Here is a 21,858-nt window from a genome sequence, read left to right on the forward strand (position 1 = left end):
TTTGCCTGCGGCCACTGCCCTGGCTTCAGACGATCTGCCCTGTGCCGAAAAGTATGCGATCTGCCCTCGCGGAGTAATCGCTTGATCAGACGGTTTCACGTTTTTCGTGCTGCATGCAAACCATTTTGAAGGAGGATCTCCTAAAGCATGAATAAGAAAACTCTCAAAGACATCGACGTAAAAGGCAAAGTTGTATTCTGCCGCGTTGACTTTAACGTTCCAATGAAAGACGGGGAAGTAACAGACGATACACGTATCCGTGCTGCACTTCCGACAATCAAACACCTTGCAGACCAAGGCGCGAAAGTCCTTCTTGCGAGCCACTTAGGCCGCCCGAAAGGCGAAGTTGTTGAGGAGCTTCGTTTAACTCCTGTTGCTGCACGCCTCGGCGAACTGCTTGGCAAAGAAGTGAAAAAAGCGGATGAAGCATACGGTGATGCTGTAAAATCACAAATTTCCGACATGAAGGACGGAGACGTTCTTGTATTGGAAAACGTACGTTTCTACCCTGGTGAAGAGAAAAATGATCCTGAGCTTGCAAAAGCATTTGCTGAGCTTGCAGATGTATATGTGAATGACGCATTCGGTGCTGCCCACCGTGCTCATGCATCTACAGCTGGAATTGCCGAGCATCTGCCAGCGGTTGCAGGTTTCTTAATGGAAAAAGAGCTTGACGTACTCGGAAAAGCAATTTCCAACCCTGATCGTCCGTTCACTGCCATTATCGGCGGAGCGAAAGTAAAAGATAAAATCGGCGTCATCGAAAGTCTTCTTGATAAAGTAGACAACCTGATCATCGGCGGCGGTCTTGCTTACACATTCGTTAAAGCGCTTGGTTATGAGGTTGGTAAATCTCTGCTTGAAGAAGATAAAATCGAGCTTGCGAAAACATTTATGGATCGCGCGAAAGAAAAAGGCGTTAACTTCTACATGCCTGAAGATGTACTCGTTGCAGATGATTTCTCTAACGATGCAAACGTAAAAATTGTGCCGATCTCTGAAATCCCTAGTGATTTAGAAGCGATTGACATTGGTACAAAAACACGCGAAACGTATGCTGATGTAATCAAAAACAGCAAACTTGTCGTGTGGAACGGACCGATGGGCGTATTCGAAATCGACTTGTTCGCTCAAGGAACAAAAGCGGTTGCGGAAGCATTGGCAGAGGCAAAAGATACATACTCTGTCATCGGCGGAGGAGACTCTGCAGCAGCGGTTGAAAAATTCGGCCTAGCTGACAAAATGAGCCACATCTCAACAGGAGGCGGCGCATCCCTTGAGTTCATGGAAGGCAAAGAGCTTCCAGGGGTAGCTGCACTGAACGATAAATAATTTTAAAACTGCTATAAGGAAGTGGAACAGATGAGAAAACCAATTATAGCCGGTAACTGGAAAATGAACAAAACACTCGGCGAGGCTGTCAGCTTCGTTGAAGAAGTGAAATCTTCCATTCCAGCAGCAGACAAAGCGGAAGCTGTTGTTTGCGCGCCAGCGCTTTTCCTAGAAAAGCTGACTTCTGCTGTTAAAGGCACTGACCTTAAAGTCGGCGCCCAAAACATGCACTTCGAAGAAAGCGGCGCGTTCACAGGCGAAATCAGCCCGGTTGCTCTGAAAGACCTTGGCGTTGACTACTGCGTCATCGGCCACTCTGAGCGCCGTGAAATGTTCGCTGAAACTGATGAAACAGTTAACAAAAAAGCACATGCTGCTTTCAAACACGGCATTGTGCCGATCATCTGTGTTGGTGAAACGCTTGAAGAGCGCGAAGCCGGCAAAACAAATGATCTTGTGGCTGACCAAGTGAAAAAAGGCCTTGCTGGTCTTTCTGAAGAACAAGTTGCAGCTTCTGTTATTGCTTATGAGCCAATCTGGGCAATCGGAACAGGCAAATCTTCTACATCTAAAGATGCGAACGACGTGTGTGCGCATATCCGTAAAACCGTCGCTGAAAGCTTCGGCCAAGAAGCGGCAGACAAGCTTCGCATTCAATATGGCGGAAGCGTAAAGCCTGCAAACATTAAAGAATATATGGCAGAGTCCGATATTGACGGTGCTTTGGTCGGCGGCGCGAGCCTTGAGCCACAGTCATTCGTTCAATTATTGGAGGAAGGTCAATATGAGTAAAAAACCAGCTGCACTCATCATTCTTGATGGGTTCGGATTACGAAACGAAACAGTAGGGAACGCAGTCGCTTTGGCGAAAAAACCGAATTTTGACCGCTATTGGAATCAGTATCCTCATCAGACACTGACTGCTTCAGGCGAGGCTGTAGGTCTTCCTGACGGACAGATGGGGAACTCCGAAGTAGGCCACTTAAATATCGGTGCGGGCCGTATTGTGTACCAAAGCTTAACACGCGTAAATGTTGCCATTCGCGAGGGAGAGTTCGAACGCAATCAAACATTCCTTGACGCGATCTGCAACGCGAAAGAAAACGACAAAGCCCTGCATCTGTTCGGTCTATTATCAGACGGCGGCGTGCACAGCCATATCAATCATTTATTCGCGCTGTTAAAGCTTGCGAAAAAAGAAGGACTGACAAAGGTATATATCCATGGCTTCCTTGACGGCCGTGATGTAGGTCCGCAAACAGCGAAAACGTACATCAACCAGCTGAACGAACAAATCGAGGAAATCGGTGTCGGAGAAATCGCCACCATTTCCGGACGCTACTATTCAATGGACCGCGACAAACGCTGGGACCGTGTAGAAAAAGCGTACCGTGCAATGGCATACGGCGAAGGCCCGACATACCGCAGCGCACTGGATGTTGTTGATGATTCATATGCGAATGGAATCCACGATGAATTCGTTATTCCATCTGTCATCACAAAAGACAACGGTGAGCCTGTTGCGAAAATCGAAGACGGCGATTCTGTGATTTTCTATAATTTCAGACCGGACCGCGCCATCCAGATTTCCAACACGTTCACGAACAAAGACTTCCGCGATTTCGACCGCGGCGAGAATTATCCGAAAAACCTGCATTTCGTCTGCCTGACTCACTTCAGTGAAACAGTTGACGGCTATGTGGCGTTTAAACCGATAAATCTTGATAATACAGTCGGAGAAGTATTATCTCAGCAAGGATTAAAACAGCTTCGAATTGCAGAAACTGAAAAGTATCCGCACGTCACGTTCTTTATGAGCGGCGGCCGTGAAGCTGAATTCCCGGGTGAGGAGCGTATTCTTATCAACTCGCCGAAAGTCGCAACATACGACTTGAAGCCTGAAATGAGTGCGTATGAAGTGAAGGACGCGCTTGTCAAAGAAATCGAAGCTGACAAGCATGACGCGATTATCCTTAACTTCGCAAACCCAGACATGGTCGGCCACTCCGGAATGGTTGAACCTACAATTAAAGCGATTGAAGCAGTGGACGAATGCTTAGGCGAAGTCGTTGACGCGATTCTCGCTAAAGGCGGACACGCTATCATTACCGCTGATCACGGTAATGCTGATATTCTGATCACAGAATCAGGCGAACCGCACACTGCACATACGACAAATCCAGTCCCTGTAATTGTTACGAAAGAAGGCATCACGCTGCGTGAAGGCGGAATCCTAGGCGACCTTGCACCAACGTTATTAGACCTTCTCGGTGTTGAAAAACCGAAAGAAATGACTGGAACATCTTTAATTCAAAAATAAGCTGAAAATCAAAGGAGAGACAAACTCATGCCATACATTGTTGATGTTTATGCACGCGAAGTATTAGACTCCCGCGGCAACCCAACAGTTGAAGTTGAAGTATATACAGAAACAGGAGCATTCGGCCGCGCATTAGTGCCAAGCGGAGCTTCTACAGGTGAATACGAAGCAGTTGAGCTTCGTGACGGCGACAAAGACCGTTACCTTGGAAAAGGCGTGTTAACAGCTGTTAACAACGTAAACGAAATCATTTCTCCAGAGCTTCTTGGCTTTGATGTAACAGAACAAAACGCAATCGACCAGCTTTTAATCGAGCTTGACGGTACTGAAAACAAAGGCAAACTTGGTGCGAACGCAATCCTTGGCGTATCTATGGCTTGTGCACGTGCTGCTGCTGATTTCTTACAGATTCCTCTTTACCAATACCTTGGAGGATTCAACTCAAAAACGCTTCCTGTACCGATGATGAACATCGTCAACGGCGGAGAGCATGCTGACAACAACGTAGATATTCAAGAATTCATGATCATGCCAGTAGGTGCTCCTAACTTCCGTGAAGCACTTCGCATGGGCGCTCAAATCTTCCACAGCCTGAAATCAGTTCTTTCTGCTAAAGGAATGAACACAGCTGTAGGTGATGAAGGCGGATTCGCTCCAAACCTTGGTTCTAACGAAGAAGCGCTTCAAACAATCGTTGAAGCAATCGAAAAAGCCGGCTTCAAACCTGGCGAAGAAGTAAAACTTGCAATGGATGCTGCATCTTCTGAGTTCTACAACAAAGAAGACGGCAAATACCATCTGTCTGGCGAAGGCGTTGTGAAAACATCTGCTGAAATGGTTGACTGGTACGAAGAAATGGTTTCTAAATACCCAATCATCTCTATCGAAGACGGACTTGACGAAAACGACTGGGAAGGCCACAAGCTTCTTACTGAGCGTCTTGGCAAAAAAGTTCAGCTTGTTGGTGATGACCTCTTCGTTACAAACACGAAAAAACTTGATGAAGGTATCAAAAACGGCGTAGGCAACTCTATCCTGATCAAAGTAAACCAAATCGGTACATTGACTGAAACATTCGATGCGATTGAAATGGCGAAACGCGCAGGCTACACTGCTGTTATCTCTCACCGTTCTGGTGAAACTGAAGACAGCACAATCGCTGACATCGCTGTGGCAACAAACGCAGGACAAATCAAAACAGGTGCTCCGTCACGTACGGACCGTGTAGCGAAATACAACCAGCTTCTTCGCATCGAAGATCAGTTGGCTGAAACTGCTCAATACCACGGTATTAACTCTTTCTACAACTTGAATAAGTAATAAAAAGACCGCCGAGATATGTCTCGGCGGCTTTTTTTATGCAAACTTTCCTAGCTGTCATTCTTATTCTCCTTCTATATGATTACCTTGATTTGGTAATTAGTATTCATTTTATTGCTTTTTAAAGGAATCAACACAGCAGAACCGAAAAGAAAGGAGTGAATAAGAGGAGGAATGTAAGAATGAAACTGATATTAATGGCCGCAGCACTGGCCGGAAGCGTCATATGGGGAGCTTCGGCTGAACAGCTGAATGAGAAGCAGCCTCTTTCTGTGTCTGAAATGGCCCCGTTGTTTGATGAAGAGCATGCGTATGAAACCATTCATGAGCTTAGTGAAGTCATAGGTCCGAGAGAAACAGGGACAGAGAAAGAAAAAGAAGCGGCATCATACATATCGAAACGGCTTCAAGATGAGGGGTTAACTGTTCGGATTCAGCCATTTCATGTGAAAACATATTTTACTGGTTCAGTAATGGCAGGCGATCATGAATATCCAATACGCTCAGCAGATAAGAACTTTGTGGAAGATGAAGAAAAAATAGAGGCTGCCGTCTTTGACGGAGGCTATGGGTTAAACCTTGAAGTAAAAGAAGCAAAAGGAAAAATAGCCGTTATTAGAGAGGGGAAAATATCAGTATCTCAAAAAATAAAAAACGCCCAAGATGCTGGTGCGAAAGCTGTCATTATTTATAACCGCAAGACAAAACCTCTCGCGATCCGTCCGGTAAAACCAAAACACACCACAATACCGACAGCGGGAATGAAAAAAGAAGACGGAGAAGCTTTGCTGAAAGAAAAGCAGGCTGTCATTCAATTTAAGAACTATCAAAACCGCACTTCACAGAATATAATAGCGACACGCAAAGCGCAGCACACAAAACACCCGGATATTCTTTATGTAACTGCCCATTATGACACAGTTAAAGGTGCACCTGGGGCTGATGATAATGCATCAGGCACATCTGCTGTGCTGGAGATGAGTAAGCAAAGCAAGGATCTTCCTAAAAACAAAGAAATCCGTTTTATCTTATTCGGAGCTGAAGAGCTGTGGTCAGCGGGTTCCTCATATTATGTCAGTACGCTTACATCAGATGAAATCAAACACAGCCGGGCAAACTTTAACGCTGATATGATTGCGACTGACTGGAAAGAAGCCAGCCAAATGTATATAACCACTCCGGATGGCAAAAAAAATGCAAGTGTCAATTATGCAGTAAACGCTGCCCGGAAAGCACAGCTTGAAGCACCTCGCCTCACACAACTGGGATACTCGGATCACGTGTCTTTTTATGAAGCGGGCATACCTTCAGCTAATTGGATTTGGCTCAGCCCGGATACACAAGAGCCTGGTTCATGGTATCACACTGAAAATGATAATATAACACATATCAGCAAAGATAGATTGAAGGAAGCGGGGCAGCTCTTGCTATCTGCTGTAAAAGAGGCGAATATAGAATAAAAAACAGGCTTCGGCCTGTTTTTTAATTTTTCACTAAATTCTTTCAATTAAGGGAGATCCTCTCACCATTCTCCTAATAAATACCTTATCATAGGTACGTAAAATACCAATTACTAGTAAATCACAACATAATGTCCTACAAAATAAAAGGATACAAAACTCATTTACCGTTTTTTTACTTTTGTTATAATTGCAGTATCGATCGATAATTGTTTAATTTTGTAAAAATATATCCTTTTCTATCTTATAGGGGGTCCAAAAATGAATCCTGTCACACAAGAAGCTCGAAACCTAGGTCATAAGCGGCTTTTAGAATTGATTGAAACAAAACAGGCTGTTGTAGGTGTATTAGGGATGGGATATGTGGGGTTTCCTCTTGCATTGGAATGTGTCAATAAAGGATACAGCGTCATCGGCTTCGATAGGAACAGCGAAAAAGTTTCTTTGCTGAAAGACGGGCACAGCCATATTCGGGATATAGACGATAACCAATTAAAAGCGGTATTACAAACAGAGCGTTTTCAAGTGAGTGAGAATATGTCTCTCATTGAACATTGCGACATTATTGTGATATGTGTTCCGACACCTTTGAACAAAAAAGATAAAATTCCCGATCTAAGCTACATAGACAGTGCAGTTGACAGTATGTTGGCTTACGGAAGAACAAATCAGCTCTTAATTTTAGAAAGTACAACCTATCCGGGTACAACCAAACAAAAAATCGCCGATAGAATGGCAACAGGGCGGCAGGTAAACATAGGCTCAGATTTTTTTATAGCTTATTCTCCTGAACGAATTGATCCTGGGAACAGCCAATATGAAGTTGCCGATATCCCTAAAGTGGTCGGCGGAATGACCCGGAATTGTACAAAACTTGCCTCAGCGTTTTACAACACTATCGTTACAAGCATTCATCCAGTAACCTCACCTGAAGTAGCAGAAACAGCTAAACTCCTAGAGAATACCTACCGTTATGTAAATATAGCTCTCATCAATGAAATGGCACTTAATTGCCGAGAACTCGATATTGATATATGGGAAGTGATCAATGCAGCAGACACAAAGCCGTTCGGGTTTCAAAAATTCAGCCCCGGCCCTGGCGTAGGCGGCCATTGTATACCGATTGATCCTTTTTATTTTAAATGGATAGCCAATCAAAAGGGATTGCAGACAAAGCTGATTGATTTAGCTGATGAAATTAATTCTGAAATGCCGTTTTCAGTGTCCGACTATGCCATGAAGCTGGTTGATAAAGAACCGTGCAGCATTTTATTAATAGGTGCTGCTTATAAAAAAAATACCAATGATTCTCGTGAGTCTTCTGCATTTGCAATTATCGATGATCTGATGAAAAAGGGATGCACGATAGATTACTATGATCCTTTTATCAGTGAAATTCGCCTGGAAGACGGCAGCATCAAGCGCTCCGTCCCTTTCACTAAGGAGAAGATCAACCAATATGATGTCGTCATTATTCATACTGATCATGATGATATAAATTACAGCATATTGCGGGATACAGCCCCTATTATTTTCGATACCAGAAATATTTGCAGAGAAAAAATGGCTGACAATGCAAAGCTTGTCACACTATAGGAGGGAACTACCATTAGTAAACGATTTATCTCTTTTCACAGACCTGATATCACAAACGAAGAACTGGAAACTGTAGCCGAAACAATCAAGTCAGGATGGATTTCAAAAGGTCCGAAAGTGATTGAATTTGAAAAAAAGCTGGGCGAATATCTAGGCGCGGAACACGTAATCAGCTGTAATTCAGGAACAGCTGCCTTACACATGGCATTGCTTGCACTCGGTGTAGGAAAAGGCGATGAAGTTATTGTTCCAAGCTTCACGTTTTGTTCAAGTGTAAACGTCATTTTGCATGTCGGAGCAACCCCGGTTTTTGCGGACATCTGCGAGGATGATTTATGTATAGATCCGGAAGATGTTAGACAAAAGCTTTCACCGCGCACAAAAGCAGTCATTGCGGTCCATTTTGCAGGTTATCCGGCAAATTTGGATGAGCTTAGCAGCATATGCAAGGAAAATGGACTGTACTTGATTGAAGATGCCGCTCACGCGCTTGGGACAAGATATAACGGGAAGATGATCGGCACACATGGAGATGCAGTATGCTTCAGCTTTTATGCAACCAAAAATATTACGACGGGAGAAGGAGGAGCTCTTATTCTTAAGGATGAAGAGGCAGCCGAGAGAGCGAGACTGTATGGGTGGCATGGCATTACAAAAAATGCTTGGAATCGATACGGTGAAAAGGGCAGCTGGCGATATGATGTTTTACTTCCCGGCTTTAAGTACAACATGACAGATATCCAGGCTGCGCTCGGGCTCATTCAATTGAAACGTGCTGCTGAGATCCAAGAAAAACGGACAAGAATCGCAAAGTATTATGCGTCTGAGCTTACAAATCAATCAGAAAGAGCAGAACTTCCTTTGACAGACATCCCCAGCTATATCACCCACTCTTGGCATTTGTTTATTCTGCGGGTGAAAAAACGCGGGGAAATGGAGCGAGACCAGTTTATTGAAAATATGAAAGGGAAAAATATTGGCTTGAGTGTCCACTTTATCCCTGTGCATATGCATCCCTACTATAGTGAGCATTTTCCCGCAAAGCTGCCGGTAACTGAACGCATCTTTCCTGAAATTGTATCACTGCCTCTTTATAGCCAGCTATCGAAGGAAGATTGTCAATATATCGTTCAATCAATTAAAGATGTTTTATCTTTAAGCCAGGAGGTCGGACAATGAAACACATTGCTATCTTAGGTGGAGCAGGCTTTATAGGAAGTGAATTAGCCGGGTTATTACAGAATAAAGGCTATCATGCGATCATCGCTGATCAAAAAAAACCGGATTTTCAGGCGGAGTTCCGACAAACGAATATTTTAGATCGGCAATCGCTTAAGGAATCATTAAAAGGAGCAGATGCTATTGTTCATTTAGCGGCAATGGTCGGAGTAGACAGCTGCCGCAGCAATGAAGAGGACGTCATCAAGGTAAATTTTGAGGGAACGAAAAACGTAACGGAGGTATGCAAGGAGCTAGGCATCAAAACCCTTCTTTTTTCCTCCAGCTCAGAGGTATTCGGGGACTCACCCGATTATCCGTATACGGAATCGAGTAAGAAGCTCCCTAAATCTGCTTATGGAAAAGCAAAATTGAAGTCAGAGGAATATTTGAGGGAGCAGGCATCAAACTCGTTGAATGTCAGAGTTGTCCGGTACTTTAATGTATACGGCCCGAAGCAGCGGGAGGACTTTGTCATTAACAAGTTCTTCAGTTTGGCTGAATCTGGTGCAGAGCTTCCTCTTTATGGAGACGGCGGCCAAATCAGATGCTTCAGCTACATTAGTGATATCGTTAACGGAACATATCTGGCACTTCTGCATAAAGGCAGTGTTTTTGAAGATTTCAACATAGGAAACAATATGCCCATCAGCATAAAAGGGCTGGCAGAGAAAATCAACGTAATGACAGGCAGGAAGAAAGAGAATTACACCTTTAAAAAGCTGGGTGAGGATGGTGTCCGAGGTAAAGACATTGAAATTTTCAAACGTGCTCCTTCCATCGAGAAGGCAAAGCGAATGCTTGGATATGCTCCTAAAGTTCACCTTGATGAAGGCCTGAGGATGATTAAAGTTGAAAGACAAAAACAAAAACTTCCATTATCCTGAGAATCCCAAACAGATCAAGTTTCCCATTTATGCGAGGCAGCTTTCAGGCAGAAGTCTTTTCCCGGCATTCACTCATTTCATCTCAGCTAAAAAAACCAGGTTGGCAGAAAAACTGGAAAAACGCTATGGAAAGGGTATCGAATTGACTTCGAGCGGAAGTGCGGCGTTGGTGCTTGCACTGAAACTTTCCGGAGCGGAGCCTGGAAAAGAAGTTATTTTTTCTTCTTTCAGCTGTCCGAATGTAATTGATGCTGTGCTTCAATCCGGGGCTTCTCCAGTTTTCGCTAATCTGGATGATGATTTATCCTTGTCTTTTGAAGATGTGAAAAACAAAGTGACCGAGAGGACATGCGCTGTCATTTTGACGCACGTCTACGGTCGGAAGGAAAACATGAATCTTATTGAGTGGGCGAAAGCGAAGCGTATTCGTGTCATCGACGATGCTGCTCAGGCTATGTTTACAAAACAAGCCGGAACATTTGCAGGCGGTTTGGGGGATTTTGGTATCTTGAGCTTTGGAATGTCGAAGCCTCTCGGCAGTATAGGGGGCGGAGCATTAATCGCTCGGAAAGATGTGCTGGACAAAATCAGCAGGCTGCCGATGGAACAGCGAAAGCAAGTAGATGCTGATTATGATGCTTATATGAGACAGCAGCGAATGCAGGCCTTGATGAGTTCTAAGGCTCTATCTTTCTTATTCAGAAAAGCAGGTGTTCGTACTTCTTTAAAAGCGAGCAAACTTGAAGTCCTTCCGAAAAAACCTGCTACTGTCCCTTTATTGCGAATGCATCCGGTGAGACAAGCCATTATCGAATACCAGCTGTCCAAGATGGAGCGGTTGGTGAAAGACTCATCAAGAAATTTGGAGACGGCAAGATACATTTTTGCGGAGGCCGAAGAGTTATACGGGATCAAGATGATCCAGCCTCAGGCGGGAGAGAGCCTGAACTATTTGACAATCGTATTTCCTCATGAAGGCGAAAGGTACGATTGCTCCGTTTATTTAGCGGCAAAAGGCATTCAAACATGCTGGAACTACCTTCCTCTTCACCTGATTCCGCTATATCAGCCTTCACAACTTGAGGATGAAAATTCTCTTTGGAAAAGAGTTCTTTCACTGCCGTTCAAACCGCCTCTTGGTACAGAGCAGGTGAAGTATATTGCTGAAACTGTTTTAACGTATGCAAAGCAAAAGAATAAGAAATGAATGTTGGTGATATATCGTGGAAAAAACAGCATTTTCCGTAACTCCTCAAGCATGGGATCGGGCTGCTGACATATTTCAGGCTGGGTTGTTTCAAAGCTATGATTGGGGGAAGCTCATGGAAGAGCTCCCCAATACCTCGTTTCACCCCGTCAGGCTGACATCGGACGGCGGACAAGTGATATATGTTCCGGTGTTTGAGCAGAATGGCTCGCTCAGCGGTAATATGATAGGATACGGCGGCGTCATTTCAGACCGTCCAATTTCATTCGAATGGCTGCAAAGCGAAATCAAAGCATTATTTGGACAGAAACTATCGCGGCTCCTGCTTCCGCATGACCAAACCCCTTTTATCGAAGAAACGGGAGAACAATGGGAAGAGAAAACAACACATATTTTATCGCTTCCCGTTACATTTGAAGAGCTATGGACAAACTGTTCGGGAAAAGCACGGACTGCAGTCAGATATGCGGAAAAGAAAAATGTATCCGTCCGCTTAATCGGACAGGAGTCGATTCATGAGTTTTACGATTTGTATAAGGCGCATATAGCAGCTATCGGCGCAGCATATATGCTAAGCCAGGATTTTTTTCAGAGGCTGCATGAAAGCCTTGGCAGACAAGTCTTTTGGGTAGGGGCATTTCTTGAGAATGAAATGATCAGCAGCAGTATTTTTCTATATGACCATTCTCATTTCTATTATTGGCAGAATGTAAACAGCCCTGCCGGTAAAGAAACGCAGGCTTCTTATCTGTTAATGCGGAACGCTTTATCATTCGCCATCGACAAGAAGCTTCAATGGGTTGATTTTGGATATTCTCACAGTAAAGAAATTGCCAGACCGAAACGATATTGGGGAGCTGAAGAGAAACGATGTCGACATTTCACAGAAACGGAGTAAAAGTGGTAAGCGGCCATCAGTCCAGTTATCTCCCTTGGTATGGTTTTTTTGAAAAAATTCATAAATCAGATGTATTTGCGATTCACGATACAGCCCAGTTTGAGAAAAAAGGATTTCTCAATCGGAACAGGATAAAAACGTCTCAAGGCCCTACGTGGCTGACTGTTCCTCTGCAGATGAAAAATTATAAGGATATTGAGCTACGTGATATGAAAATTGATCAAGAACAAGACTGGCGAAAGAAACACTGGATGGCGATAAAAATGAATTATGCAAAGGCTCCCTATTTCGAGGAATATCAAATGTTTTTTAAAGATGTCTATCAGCAGGAATGGGAGTACCTTCACGATTTGAATATGTACATCATTGATTTTTTTCTGCGTGAACTTCGTATTTCAACGCCAATTTGCTATGTTTCGGAGCTCGAATGCCGGAATGAAAAAAAGAGTGATTTTGTGCTCGCACTTTGTAAGGAACTAGGGGCTGATCATTATTATTCAGGCAGCCAAGGATCAGACTATTTAATAGAAAGTGATTTTGATAGAAGCGGAATTACAATCGAATACCAGCAAATCAGGACAATACATTATCCGCAGTTATTCGGAGAGCACATTCCTCATCTCTCTATGCTTGATATGCTTATGAATTGCGGGGCGGATATTTCCGAAACGTTAATCAAAGGGGGACAATATAATGAAAGTAATGGTATTTGCGGCGCACCCGGACGATGAAATTATCGGCGTCGGCGGAGCTCTGGCGAAACATGTCCGTCAAGGAGACAGTGTGTCGGCTGTCATTATGGCTGAGGGAAAATCGTCCAGAAAAGAAGATTATGAAAAACCTTGTGATTCGCTCATGCAGCATTCCTATAGTGAAACGGAACAAGCGCTTAGCACGCTCGGCATAAGCGATTTTGTCAGATTAAATCTTCCTGATAACAGGCTTGATTCACTGAATTTGCTGGATGTCGTAAAAGAAGCAGAAAAACAAATTGAACGCTTTCAGCCGGATATTGTATATACACAATACGGCGGTGATATTAATATTGACCATACCGTAGTATTCAGAGCGGTGATGACGGCAACCCGCCCGCTTCCAGGTCATTCCGTAAAACAGGTCCTGGCATACGAAACATTATCCTCGACAGAGTGGAACTATTTGAATAAGGATCAATTCCACGCGAATTTCTTCATTAATATAGAAGAAGAGCTTGAACTGAAGCTGAAGGCTATGGCGTGCTACGATTCGGAGCTGAGGGATTTCCCGCATCCGCGGTCCTTGCAAGCGATTGAAAATAATGCATATGTTTGGGGAGCTAAATCCGGTTTTTCTGCAGCAGAAGCTTTTATGCTTGTGAGAGGGACGTGGTGACGGATGATTGCGCAAATACCGTTTTTCGGGTTAGACCCGAAGCAAATTGATAAAAAGTGGGTCGAAGCAGGATATGGCCTTGAAGCCAATATTTTTGACGGAAAATCGTTTGAAGCAACAGATTATGTTAAAACCTTCAAGCGGACACTTGATTACACAAAACAGCTTGAGCCGTCATTATTGACACTTCATTTTCCCACCGACAATGCGGATTATGTTCATGAAGCGCATATAAAGGACCGTCTGCTTCATTTTGCAGAGCTTGCGGATGTATATGGCGCCAAGGGGATAATTGTTCATGCCAATCAATTTATGTCCGTTGAAGAATTTCAAGGCTATGATTTAGAAGGAAACCGCAGAAAAGTCATTGAATTTTTTGCAGAGTTTGATGAAGAGCTAAAAGGAACAGATATATGGATTGGAGTCGAAAATCTGCCGATTATCGGGAATCTGGGCGAAGACTTTGACCCGATATTCATTTATCCTGAGGATTTTGAGGAACTGATTCAGCTCGGTTTAAAACATATCGGGATTACATGGGATCTGTGTCATTGGGCCATTACCTATCAGACACATTTATCATCATCACTTATGTTCAGGAATGAAAAGCTGAGATACCCTGACTTTTTTCAATTTCTTTCCTTAAAGGACAGCATTAAACATTATCATTTCAGTTCGTTTTGCCAGCTAGCCTTCCCGCATGGAGGTGTCCGCTGTTTTGAAGGGCGTCATCCCGCAGAAGGAACGATAGATGAAACATTGCTCAGACAAGCAGCAGAGATGTTAAAAGAGATACACCGCGGTGATGGCACAGGTATCGTATTTGAAGTGATGGAAGAGGATTATACACAAAGAAAAGAATCATGGAGAACATTAGAATGGTTCGGCGGTGCTTCTGATGAAGATCAAAAACGGCCGTGATTCGGCATATCGAACACCAAATTATGCCAAACTTTGGGCTGCACAAGTATTTTCTTCCGCGGCGGATGGCGTCTGGCTCATCGCGCTTCCGCTTCTTGTACTCGATTTGACCGGAAGTAAAATATTGGTCGGGGTGATTTCTTTTATCGAGCTCGTTCCCCTGACCTTCGGAATGTTTACAGGCCCCTTAATTGATTCTTTTCGAAAAAAAACCATATTGTATATGTGTAATACAGGAAGGGCAGTCATTATGATTCTCTTGGCAGTCCTTAGCGCAAATGGTTTTTTAACTGTATGGATCATCGGTGTATGCGCATTTTGTTTATCGCTACAATCGATGCTCTTTTCCCCGGCGAAAGTCGCGCTTATCCCGATACTTGTCCCTCAGAAACATCTAGATCAAGCGACATCTTTAATGAATACAAGCGAACTTATTGGTCTGATCGTCGGAAAGCTGATCAGCGGCGTTTTACTTGCGGCCATTCCGTTCGGGCTGCTGTTTTTCATTAATGGAACCGCCTTTTTTGTATCCGCTGCATTGATTGCAGTTATCCACATTTCAGAACCTGCCGGCCTAAAAAGCAAAGGGGCAGAAGCCCTTAAGACAGGATACAGAATGCTGAAAGGCAACTCATCTTGGATGACTTCTGTCGGTTATTTTTTTATCGTGAATCTTGTCATTGCCGGGTTTATTTCGGTTATGGGGCCGATTCTTGCAGTGGAACGTTTTCATGAAAACTATTCTGTGTGGTTCGCCGTCATGTATGCAATGTTTCAGGGCGGAATGCTCTTAGGTAATCTTGCTGTATTTTTTAAGTGGAATACTAAGCGGCTTGAACGGCTCTATCCCAGAACTTTAACAGCTGTCGGATTGCTCATAATGTTTTTGTTTTTTCAGCTTAGCGGGCTTGAATGTGTCATTTTTTTGATACTAGGTGTTATTATCTCGTATATTGATGTGCAAACAGTTCTGTTTTTTCAAAAGACTGTTCCGACTGAATACTTCGGAAGAATTTTCGCGCTTATTTTTTCTATTGTAAAGATGGGAGAACCTCTTTCAGCAGCTGTTTATACAGTGCTTCTTGTGTTTATGGACGCTGATTATATTTTTCTGGCTGTCGGTCTGACCCTCGTGCTGACTTTTTTCATACTGTCAGTGAGGCAGGGAATGCAACGGGATGCCGGGAAAAAAGCGAATCAGTTTTTTTAATTTCTATATGAAAGAGCTGCCGATTATCATACGGCAGCTCTTTCATTAAAGATCCAAATAAAGTCTCACCATATCACGGCATTGTATGCCGTTTTCAAAAATGTCCTCATCATAATGTCGGGTAAAGAAATCATGATCGATGGCCTGCAGGCGGAAACCGCATTTTTGATAGAGAGAAAGCTGATGAATGCTGGAATTTCCCGTGCCGATTTCAATCGTGTCCGCACCCAGCTCCTTTGCCTTTTCGATGGCGTCATGGACAAGCTGTTTGCCAAAACCCTTCTTTTGAAGAGACTCTTTTACGGCAATATTTACAATTTCAACTGTTTGCGGCCTTGTTTTTAGCAATACATAAACACCGGCAAGTTCATCACCGGCCCAAGCTGTGTAACATTCTCCTCTTTCAAGATATTCATCTACAATGTCTTTCGACGGATCGGCGAGCAGCAATAGATCGTATAATTCGTCATTTGCTTTTTCTCTTATTTGAATCCTGAGCTTTTGCACGTACATTCCACCTTTTCATATGTTTATAGAGATATTTTCATGATTTCCTCCAATTTCATACCATTCTATTATAAAATATGTAACATAGGAAATCTGTACAAAATAGTGGATAAAAAATAGGAGGAAAGTCACATGTTTTGTAAGGAATGCGGTCAAAAAAATAATGAAGGGGCCAAGTTTTGTAAAGAATGCGGCACCCCGATCGGAGGGAGCAGCAGACAGGCAAATCAAGAAACAGCAAGCACTGCTGAAACGAGGCAGGCTCCGCGAAAACCAATCCCTAAGAAAACTATCATTTTGTGGAGCAGCATTGCCGCAGCGTGCGTCATATTCTTCGCTGCATATAAAACCGGAGCGTACCTTACTTCTAAGGACAGGTTAGTCGACAAATTTGAGCAGGCTGTAAATGATGAGGATAAAGACCAAATCGCTTCGCTGCTAACACCGGCAAATGACAGGCTCAAGCTTACTAAACAAAACGTAAAGCCGTTTCTTACATATTTAAAGGATCATCCTGACAAAAAAGATGAGCTTTTTTCATCGCTGCGTGCTGAAACAGTCCAAAAGGATATTGTTTACGCGGAGAAAGACGGGAAAACTTTGCTAGTATTTGACCATTATGATTTAAAGATAGCACCTGTTTATTTTGAAGTAACCAGCAATTATAAACATACGGATCTCTATGTGAATAAAGAGGAAGCCGGATCTGTAAAGAAAGCAGATCAAGCACAAACCCTCGGACCGTACATTCCCGGCGAATATACAGTCTCAGCCAAACTGAAAAACGATGTAGTCGATCTTGTGAAAAAGGAAGACATTCAGGCGGTTGGTGACAACAGCTTTCGTGTTGATCTCTCATTGGAAGCGGATAATGTAACATTCAGCTTAGCGGACGATATTAAGGATGGAAAGGGAGATTTGCTGATTAACGGCAAATCCATCCATAAGGATCCGTTCAAATCTGTCACATACGGCCCGCTTCTGACAGACGGATCAATGACAGCTGCGGTTGAAGCGGAGTTTCCATGGGGAAAAACAAAAACAGCGGGTGTGCCGATTGATAGCAAAGAAATGGAGTTAACATTAATTCCTGACCAAGACACACAAGAAACAATCATGAATACGATTGTCAAAACGACAAAGCAATATTCCAAAGCGCTTTCTGATGGAAATACAGCTCAGATGACAGAGGCAAGTGCCAGTTGGAAAGCCGAAGTAAAAGATAACGTGGATTCGATGAAAAACACGGATTCTTACTTAAAAGATAAATATCTGGAAACAGACTTTGATTTGGATACATTTGCTCTATCCCAGAAAAATGACGGTACATGGCAGGCGTCAGTAAAAGGAAAAGAACTTCACCAGTCGGCTAATTATAATGACTATACTAAACCTGAAATGTCGGATGAGAGCCCGAGCTATGAATATCTGCTTTCATATGATAAAAAACAGAAAAAGTGGATGTTCGAAGATGCAGAATCAACTTTTGATTCTGCCGGCACAAATATAAAGAAAATAAAAAATGATCATGCAGAGACGTACACGTCAGCCTGGGCAGACTCAAAAGGCAAGAAAGCAAGCGTAAGCCCATCGGCCGGCGATGTCACGGATGAACAAGTGACATCATTTATGGTTAGTTATCTGACAAATCAATCAACCGCAGTGAATTTAAATGAATTTGCGGTCATGGAAGGCAATCTGGAAAAAGGAAGTTCATTATATAATGATCAGCAGAAATTGGTTAAGAAGCTGTACAGCGAGGGGACGACTGAAGTATTTATTGATGTAGAGGTAAAAAGCTTTAATCAAAGCGGCTCGAATATCACAATTAAAACATATGAAGAATTTGATATTACAAAATCAGGCGGCAGTACAAAGCGCAGAACATACAACTGGACCTACACCGGCGTAGTGAAAGACGGAAGAATTTATTTAACATCTATTCAATAAAAACAAACCCCCATCACCAGCAGGCGATGGGGGTGTTTTTTAAAAAAAGATATAACGGAAAATCTCTTTGATATAATGTTCGATGATGAACCGAAACGCAACGCACGTGATCAGATAAATCACAATGGTTGAGTAAATGATATCAGCTTTTCCTTTATACGAATGCTGGTAACTGCTCAGCATCGCAGGGGGAATAGCGAAGAATGCGCCGATTAAACCAATCGCTAACACGGTGAAACAAAGATCTGTATGTAATAAAAACAATAGAAGTGCAAGAATCAAAATAGCTGTAAATGGAATAAGAAACGCACCAAATCTGGAGAATGAATCTTTAAATGAGACTTGGTTTCCCGCGATTTTTAAGGAAAAAAAGATCAATGCATGCAACCCGAAAATAAAAAGGGCAAAGTAAATGGTTGGCTTTAAAAAGATTTCTGTAAAGCTCGCACTGCCGGGACCATCTGAAAAAAGAATATAAAACATCAGCGGAGTTAGTAAACTGAAAAGCACCATTGTAATGATTCCGCTGATCAGCTGTTCGCCGCCTGTTGTTTTGCACTCCTGATAAGGGCGTTTCAGAACAGCCAGAACAAATGAACCGAACTGCTTTGCTGCTTGTTTTGCAGCTTCAGCTCCCGCCTGTGCTCCTTGATTTTCGCCGGCTTGGCGTGGAAGAGGCGATCCGCATTTCTCACAAAACTTTCCGCCATCTGCTTGATGGCCGCATTGAGGACAAAACATATGATGACTCCTTTTACATGTAATATAGGGAAAATAGACTAATAATGTCATTATAAAAGAAAAAAGTAGAAAAGTAACCAATATCCAGGTAAAAAATTTTCTCCAAGATTATGTATCAGAAACAAGACACGAGCTGCCAGATGCGAACCCGTGTCTTGTTTCTAGTTATTCATATATTTTTCAAATACGTCACCGAAATCTTTAATATGGTACTGCGAGCGGACGGAAGTGACCCATGTAAACCCGAATTCGGTCAGCTCTTTGTATTGTGTTTCAATATTGACGTGCTCAGGGCGGGTATGCTGAAGGATGGTGACTGCTCGTTCCAGACTTTGCTCAGCCTGATTGATCAAAATGTCATTTTCATAGATCGTTTCAGAGATACGGAGAAGGGCTTTATACAAATCTTTCAGCTTTTCAATTTGCTCTTTATGCACATCGATGTCAAATTGTTCAGAGCCCAGCTTGAACTTGATTTCAACATCCAAATCGACCTTCCCGGCGGTTTCCAGAAAAACATCAGAGATTTTATATTGGGAATAAGGGTAGCGTTTCAGCGTTCGTTTGGAGGAAGTGGCACGTTCGCCGTCAACATGGATCAGCGCCAGATTCGTGAAGCAATATTCATCGGCTTTTGTTTTAATCAGGAAATAAATTTTTTCGTTGTCTTCATGCATGACATAGTCATCAGCATCTGTTTTGTCATAATCCTGAGGTTCGATAATTTTTCCGATATCTGATAATCCGAGTGCATCTGCTGCAATTTTCTTGAACATATAGATACATCCTTCCTATTTACATAGTCACTTCATTGTAGCATGCGGTGTTTCCGAACGGCTATAAACGTTTGCGAAGAATCAGCCTCTGGGTAAGGCCAATGTCACATGGAGGAAGTATACGATGTTCTCATGTATGATGTTTCCAATATTAATCTCATCATGTAGAAAAGCAGTTCCCTTACTTCAGGGAGCTGCTTTCAGCTGTTTTCGGCACGTATTCAAATACTTCTTCACTCTCAAAAAACTCAATTAAGCGGCTCAGCCAATCATAGTAATGAAGCCATTCTCTTAATTCATTCAGCAGCTGATTGACTTTCTCTTCGGCTTCTCGGGGAAGCTCGTCCCTTTGTAAAAGATCCGTCAGTTCCCGGTTTAATTTTTTGTACAGCACTTTGTTTTTGCTCACGACCTTTGTCCAGTTCGCCGCAAATAAAGATATGAAGGTTTGATAATAATCCTGCTCTACGTCGTAAAGATCTTTTCTTACGCCTTTTTCAAACACCTTTTCGGCAATGTTGGCATCAATCATTTCACGGACGACCTGGCTCATCCGTGTTTTGCTCATGCCTGTTGCTTCTGACAGCTCGCTTAACGTCATCGGTTTTCGATTCATATAAATAATCCCGAGCACACGCCCGACAGTAGAAGGCATTCCAAACGTATGCATGTTTTCGGCAATCTTCTCGATGAGATGCTCTTCAGCATGTTCAATGATGTCGAGAGCAGTTTTTTCCACAGCTGATCATCCCTTCAAATGGCAATTGATGGTGTCAATATATCATATTTCTGCCAGTTGTTGAAAACAGCTGTATGCGGAGGAAGCGAGAGGTATCCGGCGTAATTGTAAGAACACCCTCTCTGCCTGAGTCATAACAATAAATAATCTGTAAATAACATATAATTTCAACACATTGTAAACTTTTTATTTTACAAAGTTCAAATTATAATAAAGATTATACTTTTCAGAAAAATTAACGGAACCTGCGGAGGTGCACGGATTGCTGAAATTAGAACAAGTGTCAAAAGTATATAAAGGCGGCAAAAAAGCTGTGAACAGCATTGATTTAGATATTGCCAAGGGCGAATTTATCTGTTTTATCGGCCCGAGCGGCTGCGGAAAAACGACGACGATGAAGATGATTAATCGATTGATAGAACCGTCGTCAGGAAAGATCTTTATAGACGGAGAAAACATAATGGAACAGGACCCGGTTGAACTGCGGAGAAAAATCGGCTATGTGATTCAGCAGATCGGTTTGTTTCCCCACATGACCATTCAGCAGAACATTTCACTCGTTCCGAAACTGCTGAAATGGCCTGAAGAAAAACGGAAAGAACGGGCGAGAGAGCTGTTAAAGCTTGTTGATATGGGCCCTGAATATTTAGACCGTTATCCCCACGAGCTCAGCGGCGGACAGCAGCAAAGAATCGGCGTGCTGCGCGCACTGGCTGCGGAACCCCCTCTCATTTTAATGGATGAACCGTTCGGAGCGCTTGACCCGATCACGCGGGATTCCCTTCAGGAAGAATTTAAAAAACTGCAGAGAACGTTAAACAAAACCATCGTGTTTGTGACCCACGACATGGACGAAGCCATTAAGCTAGCTGACCGGATTGTGATTTTAAAAGCGGGTGAAATCGTTCAGGTCGGCACACCTGATGAGATTCTCAGAAATCCGGCAAATGAATTTGTAGAAGAATTTATCGGGAAAGAGCGCCTGATCCAGACAAGGCCTGAAATTGAGCGGGTTGAGCAGATGATGAACAGAATGCCTGTCACGGTTACAGCGGACAAAACGCTTTCTCAGGCCATTCAGCTGATGAGAGAAAAACGCGTCGACTCGCTGCTTGTTGTAGATGAGCAAAATGTGCTGAAGGGATACGTAGATGTTGAAATCATTGATCAAAACCGCAAAAAAGCGAGCGTTGTTGGTGATGTGTACCGCTCGGATATGTATACCGTGCAAAAAGGAGCCCTTCTCCGCGATACCGTCCGGAAAATCTTGAAGCAAGGAATTAAGTATGTTCCCGTTGTTGATGAAGAGCACCATTTAGCAGGGATTGTGACAAGAGCAAGCCTTGTGGACATCGTATATGATTCCATATGGGGCGAGGAAAACCAGCTAATGACGATCTGATCA

The 21,858-nt window shown here is 43.1% G+C and carries 20 protein-coding genes; 16 read left to right on the forward strand and 4 right to left on the reverse strand.

What is annotated here, in order from left to right; translation table 11 throughout:
* Positions 1 to 147 precede the first annotated feature (147 nt).
* The 14 genes from ACQVGS_RS03965 (at position 148) to ACQVGS_RS04030 (ending at position 15,740) form a co-directional block, all read left to right on the forward strand.
* Positions 148 to 1,332 (forward strand): phosphoglycerate kinase, encoded by a 1,185-nt coding sequence (locus tag ACQVGS_RS03965; RefSeq protein WP_095712992.1) that lies wholly within the window; start codon positions 148 to 150, stop codon positions 1,330 to 1,332.
* A gap of 30 nt (positions 1,333 to 1,362) precedes the next feature.
* A complete protein-coding gene (gene tpiA, locus ACQVGS_RS03970) occupies positions 1,363 to 2,124 on the forward strand; it encodes a triose-phosphate isomerase (protein WP_010331914.1) in 762 nt (253 codons plus the stop codon).
* Complete coding sequence (gpmI, locus tag ACQVGS_RS03975; RefSeq protein ID WP_326374207.1) at positions 2,117 to 3,652, forward strand: 2,3-bisphosphoglycerate-independent phosphoglycerate mutase; 1,536 nt, start codon at positions 2,117 to 2,119, stop codon at positions 3,650 to 3,652. Before tpiA ends, gpmI begins: the two co-directional genes overlap by 8 nt.
* 27 nt (positions 3,653 to 3,679) lie before the next feature.
* Positions 3,680 to 4,972 carry a phosphopyruvate hydratase gene (eno, locus tag ACQVGS_RS03980; RefSeq protein ID WP_491831012.1) on the forward strand — a complete coding sequence of 431 codons (1,293 nt, stop codon included), beginning with the start codon at positions 3,680 to 3,682 and terminating at the stop codon, positions 4,970 to 4,972.
* Positions 4,973 to 5,154: 182 nt separating this feature from the next.
* Entirely contained in the window at positions 5,155 to 6,432 is a 1,278-nt protein-coding gene (locus ACQVGS_RS03985) for a M20/M25/M40 family metallo-hydrolase (protein WP_101864767.1), read from the forward strand.
* 261 nt (positions 6,433 to 6,693) lie between these two features.
* On the forward strand, positions 6,694 to 8,028 hold the full coding sequence (locus ACQVGS_RS03990; protein WP_106019571.1) for a nucleotide sugar dehydrogenase: 1,335 nt from the start codon (positions 6,694 to 6,696) through the stop codon (positions 8,026 to 8,028).
* 63 nt (positions 8,029 to 8,091) lie between these two features.
* On the forward strand, positions 8,092 to 9,207 hold the full coding sequence (locus tag ACQVGS_RS03995; protein ID WP_491831767.1) for a DegT/DnrJ/EryC1/StrS family aminotransferase: 1,116 nt from the start codon (positions 8,092 to 8,094) through the stop codon (positions 9,205 to 9,207).
* Positions 9,204 to 10,133 (forward strand): NAD-dependent epimerase/dehydratase family protein, encoded by a 930-nt coding sequence (locus ACQVGS_RS04000; RefSeq protein WP_095713000.1) that lies wholly within the window; start codon positions 9,204 to 9,206, stop codon positions 10,131 to 10,133. Before ACQVGS_RS03995 ends, ACQVGS_RS04000 begins: the two co-directional genes overlap by 4 nt.
* Complete coding sequence (locus tag ACQVGS_RS04005; protein WP_491831015.1) at positions 10,099 to 11,340, forward strand: aminotransferase class V-fold PLP-dependent enzyme; 1,242 nt, start codon at positions 10,099 to 10,101, stop codon at positions 11,338 to 11,340. Before ACQVGS_RS04000 ends, ACQVGS_RS04005 begins: the two co-directional genes overlap by 35 nt.
* Positions 11,341 to 11,356: 16 nt before the next feature.
* Positions 11,357 to 12,238, forward strand: coding sequence for a GNAT family N-acetyltransferase (locus tag ACQVGS_RS04010; protein WP_229043962.1), 882 nt, complete (start codon positions 11,357 to 11,359; stop codon positions 12,236 to 12,238).
* Complete coding sequence (locus ACQVGS_RS04015) at positions 12,211 to 12,969, forward strand: WbqC family protein (protein ID WP_101859935.1); 759 nt, start codon at positions 12,211 to 12,213, stop codon at positions 12,967 to 12,969. The genes ACQVGS_RS04010 and ACQVGS_RS04015 overlap by 28 nt, the downstream gene beginning before the upstream one ends.
* Positions 12,932 to 13,609, forward strand: coding sequence for a PIG-L deacetylase family protein (locus ACQVGS_RS04020; protein WP_151174517.1), 678 nt, complete (start codon positions 12,932 to 12,934; stop codon positions 13,607 to 13,609). Before ACQVGS_RS04015 ends, ACQVGS_RS04020 begins: the two co-directional genes overlap by 38 nt.
* Positions 13,610 to 13,612: 3 nt before the next feature.
* Positions 13,613 to 14,530 (forward strand): TIM barrel protein, encoded by a 918-nt coding sequence (locus tag ACQVGS_RS04025; protein ID WP_095713004.1) that lies wholly within the window; start codon positions 13,613 to 13,615, stop codon positions 14,528 to 14,530.
* Positions 14,508 to 15,740, forward strand: a complete 1,233-nt coding sequence (locus ACQVGS_RS04030) for an MFS transporter (RefSeq protein ID WP_151174516.1) — start codon at positions 14,508 to 14,510, stop codon at positions 15,738 to 15,740. Before ACQVGS_RS04025 ends, ACQVGS_RS04030 begins: the two co-directional genes overlap by 23 nt.
* Before the next feature lie 45 nt (positions 15,741 to 15,785).
* Here the strand turns inward: ACQVGS_RS04030 and ACQVGS_RS04035 are convergent, their stop codons facing one another.
* Positions 15,786 to 16,253, reverse strand: a complete 468-nt coding sequence (locus ACQVGS_RS04035; protein ID WP_081638366.1) for a GNAT family N-acetyltransferase — start codon at positions 16,251 to 16,253, stop codon at positions 15,786 to 15,788.
* Positions 16,254 to 16,379: 126 nt separating this feature from the next.
* Between ACQVGS_RS04035 and ACQVGS_RS04040 the strand changes: the two genes are divergently transcribed.
* On the forward strand, positions 16,380 to 18,197 hold the full coding sequence (locus tag ACQVGS_RS04040) for a zinc ribbon domain-containing protein (protein ID WP_491831019.1): 1,818 nt from the start codon (positions 16,380 to 16,382) through the stop codon (positions 18,195 to 18,197).
* Between the two features lie 39 nt (positions 18,198 to 18,236).
* On the opposite strand, the gene ACQVGS_RS04045 is transcribed toward ACQVGS_RS04040, so the two are convergent.
* The 3 genes from ACQVGS_RS04045 to opcR form a co-directional block, all read right to left on the reverse strand.
* Positions 18,237 to 18,938: a zinc ribbon domain-containing protein gene (locus ACQVGS_RS04045; RefSeq protein WP_268511331.1), complete on the reverse strand. Its 702-nt coding sequence runs from the start codon at positions 18,936 to 18,938 to the stop codon at positions 18,237 to 18,239.
* A gap of 161 nt (positions 18,939 to 19,099) precedes the next feature.
* Complete coding sequence (locus tag ACQVGS_RS04050; RefSeq protein ID WP_024122878.1) at positions 19,100 to 19,714, reverse strand: PH domain-containing protein; 615 nt, start codon at positions 19,712 to 19,714, stop codon at positions 19,100 to 19,102.
* 181 nt (positions 19,715 to 19,895) lie between these two features.
* Positions 19,896 to 20,453 carry an opuC operon transcriptional regulator OpcR gene (gene opcR, locus ACQVGS_RS04055; protein WP_044159138.1) on the reverse strand — a complete coding sequence of 186 codons (558 nt, stop codon included), beginning with the start codon at positions 20,451 to 20,453 and terminating at the stop codon, positions 19,896 to 19,898.
* Positions 20,454 to 20,715: 262 nt separating this feature from the next.
* On the opposite strand from opcR, the gene opuCA reads away from it, so the two are divergent.
* Complete coding sequence (opuCA, locus tag ACQVGS_RS04060; protein ID WP_101859940.1) at positions 20,716 to 21,855, forward strand: osmoprotectant ABC transporter ATP-binding protein OpuCA; 1,140 nt, start codon at positions 20,716 to 20,718, stop codon at positions 21,853 to 21,855.
* Positions 21,856 to 21,858 lie beyond the last annotated feature (3 nt).

The organism is Bacillus sp. SD127 (assembly GCF_058566445.1).

Excerpts from the sequence above, each read along its gene's own strand:
- ACQVGS_RS03965 (WP_095712992.1), top strand. The coding sequence starts at position 148 with ATGAATAAGAAAACTCTCAAAGACATCGACGTAAAAGGCAAAGTTGTA.
- tpiA (WP_010331914.1), top strand. The coding sequence starts at position 1,363 with ATGAGAAAACCAATTATAGCCGGTAACTGGAAAATGAACAAAACACTC.
- gpmI (WP_326374207.1), top strand. The coding sequence starts at position 2,117 with ATGAGTAAAAAACCAGCTGCACTCATCATTCTTGATGGGTTCGGATTA.
- eno (WP_491831012.1), top strand. The coding sequence starts at position 3,680 with ATGCCATACATTGTTGATGTTTATGCACGCGAAGTATTAGACTCCCGC.
- ACQVGS_RS03985 (WP_101864767.1), top strand. The coding sequence starts at position 5,155 with ATGAAACTGATATTAATGGCCGCAGCACTGGCCGGAAGCGTCATATGG.
- ACQVGS_RS03990 (WP_106019571.1), top strand. The coding sequence starts at position 6,694 with ATGAATCCTGTCACACAAGAAGCTCGAAACCTAGGTCATAAGCGGCTT.
- ACQVGS_RS04000 (WP_095713000.1), top strand. The coding sequence starts at position 9,204 with ATGAAACACATTGCTATCTTAGGTGGAGCAGGCTTTATAGGAAGTGAA.
- ACQVGS_RS04015 (WP_101859935.1), top strand. The coding sequence starts at position 12,211 with ATGTCGACATTTCACAGAAACGGAGTAAAAGTGGTAAGCGGCCATCAG.
- ACQVGS_RS04020 (WP_151174517.1), top strand. The coding sequence starts at position 12,932 with ATGAAAGTAATGGTATTTGCGGCGCACCCGGACGATGAAATTATCGGC.
- ACQVGS_RS04025 (WP_095713004.1), top strand. The coding sequence starts at position 13,613 with ATGATTGCGCAAATACCGTTTTTCGGGTTAGACCCGAAGCAAATTGAT.
- ACQVGS_RS04030 (WP_151174516.1), top strand. The coding sequence starts at position 14,508 with ATGAAGATCAAAAACGGCCGTGATTCGGCATATCGAACACCAAATTAT.
- ACQVGS_RS04035 (WP_081638366.1), bottom strand. The coding sequence starts at position 16,253 with ATGTACGTGCAAAAGCTCAGGATTCAAATAAGAGAAAAAGCAAATGAC.
- ACQVGS_RS04040 (WP_491831019.1), top strand. The coding sequence starts at position 16,380 with ATGTTTTGTAAGGAATGCGGTCAAAAAAATAATGAAGGGGCCAAGTTT.
- ACQVGS_RS04045 (WP_268511331.1), bottom strand. The coding sequence starts at position 18,938 with ATGTTTTGTCCTCAATGCGGCCATCAAGCAGATGGCGGAAAGTTTTGT.
- ACQVGS_RS04050 (WP_024122878.1), bottom strand. The coding sequence starts at position 19,714 with ATGTTCAAGAAAATTGCAGCAGATGCACTCGGATTATCAGATATCGGA.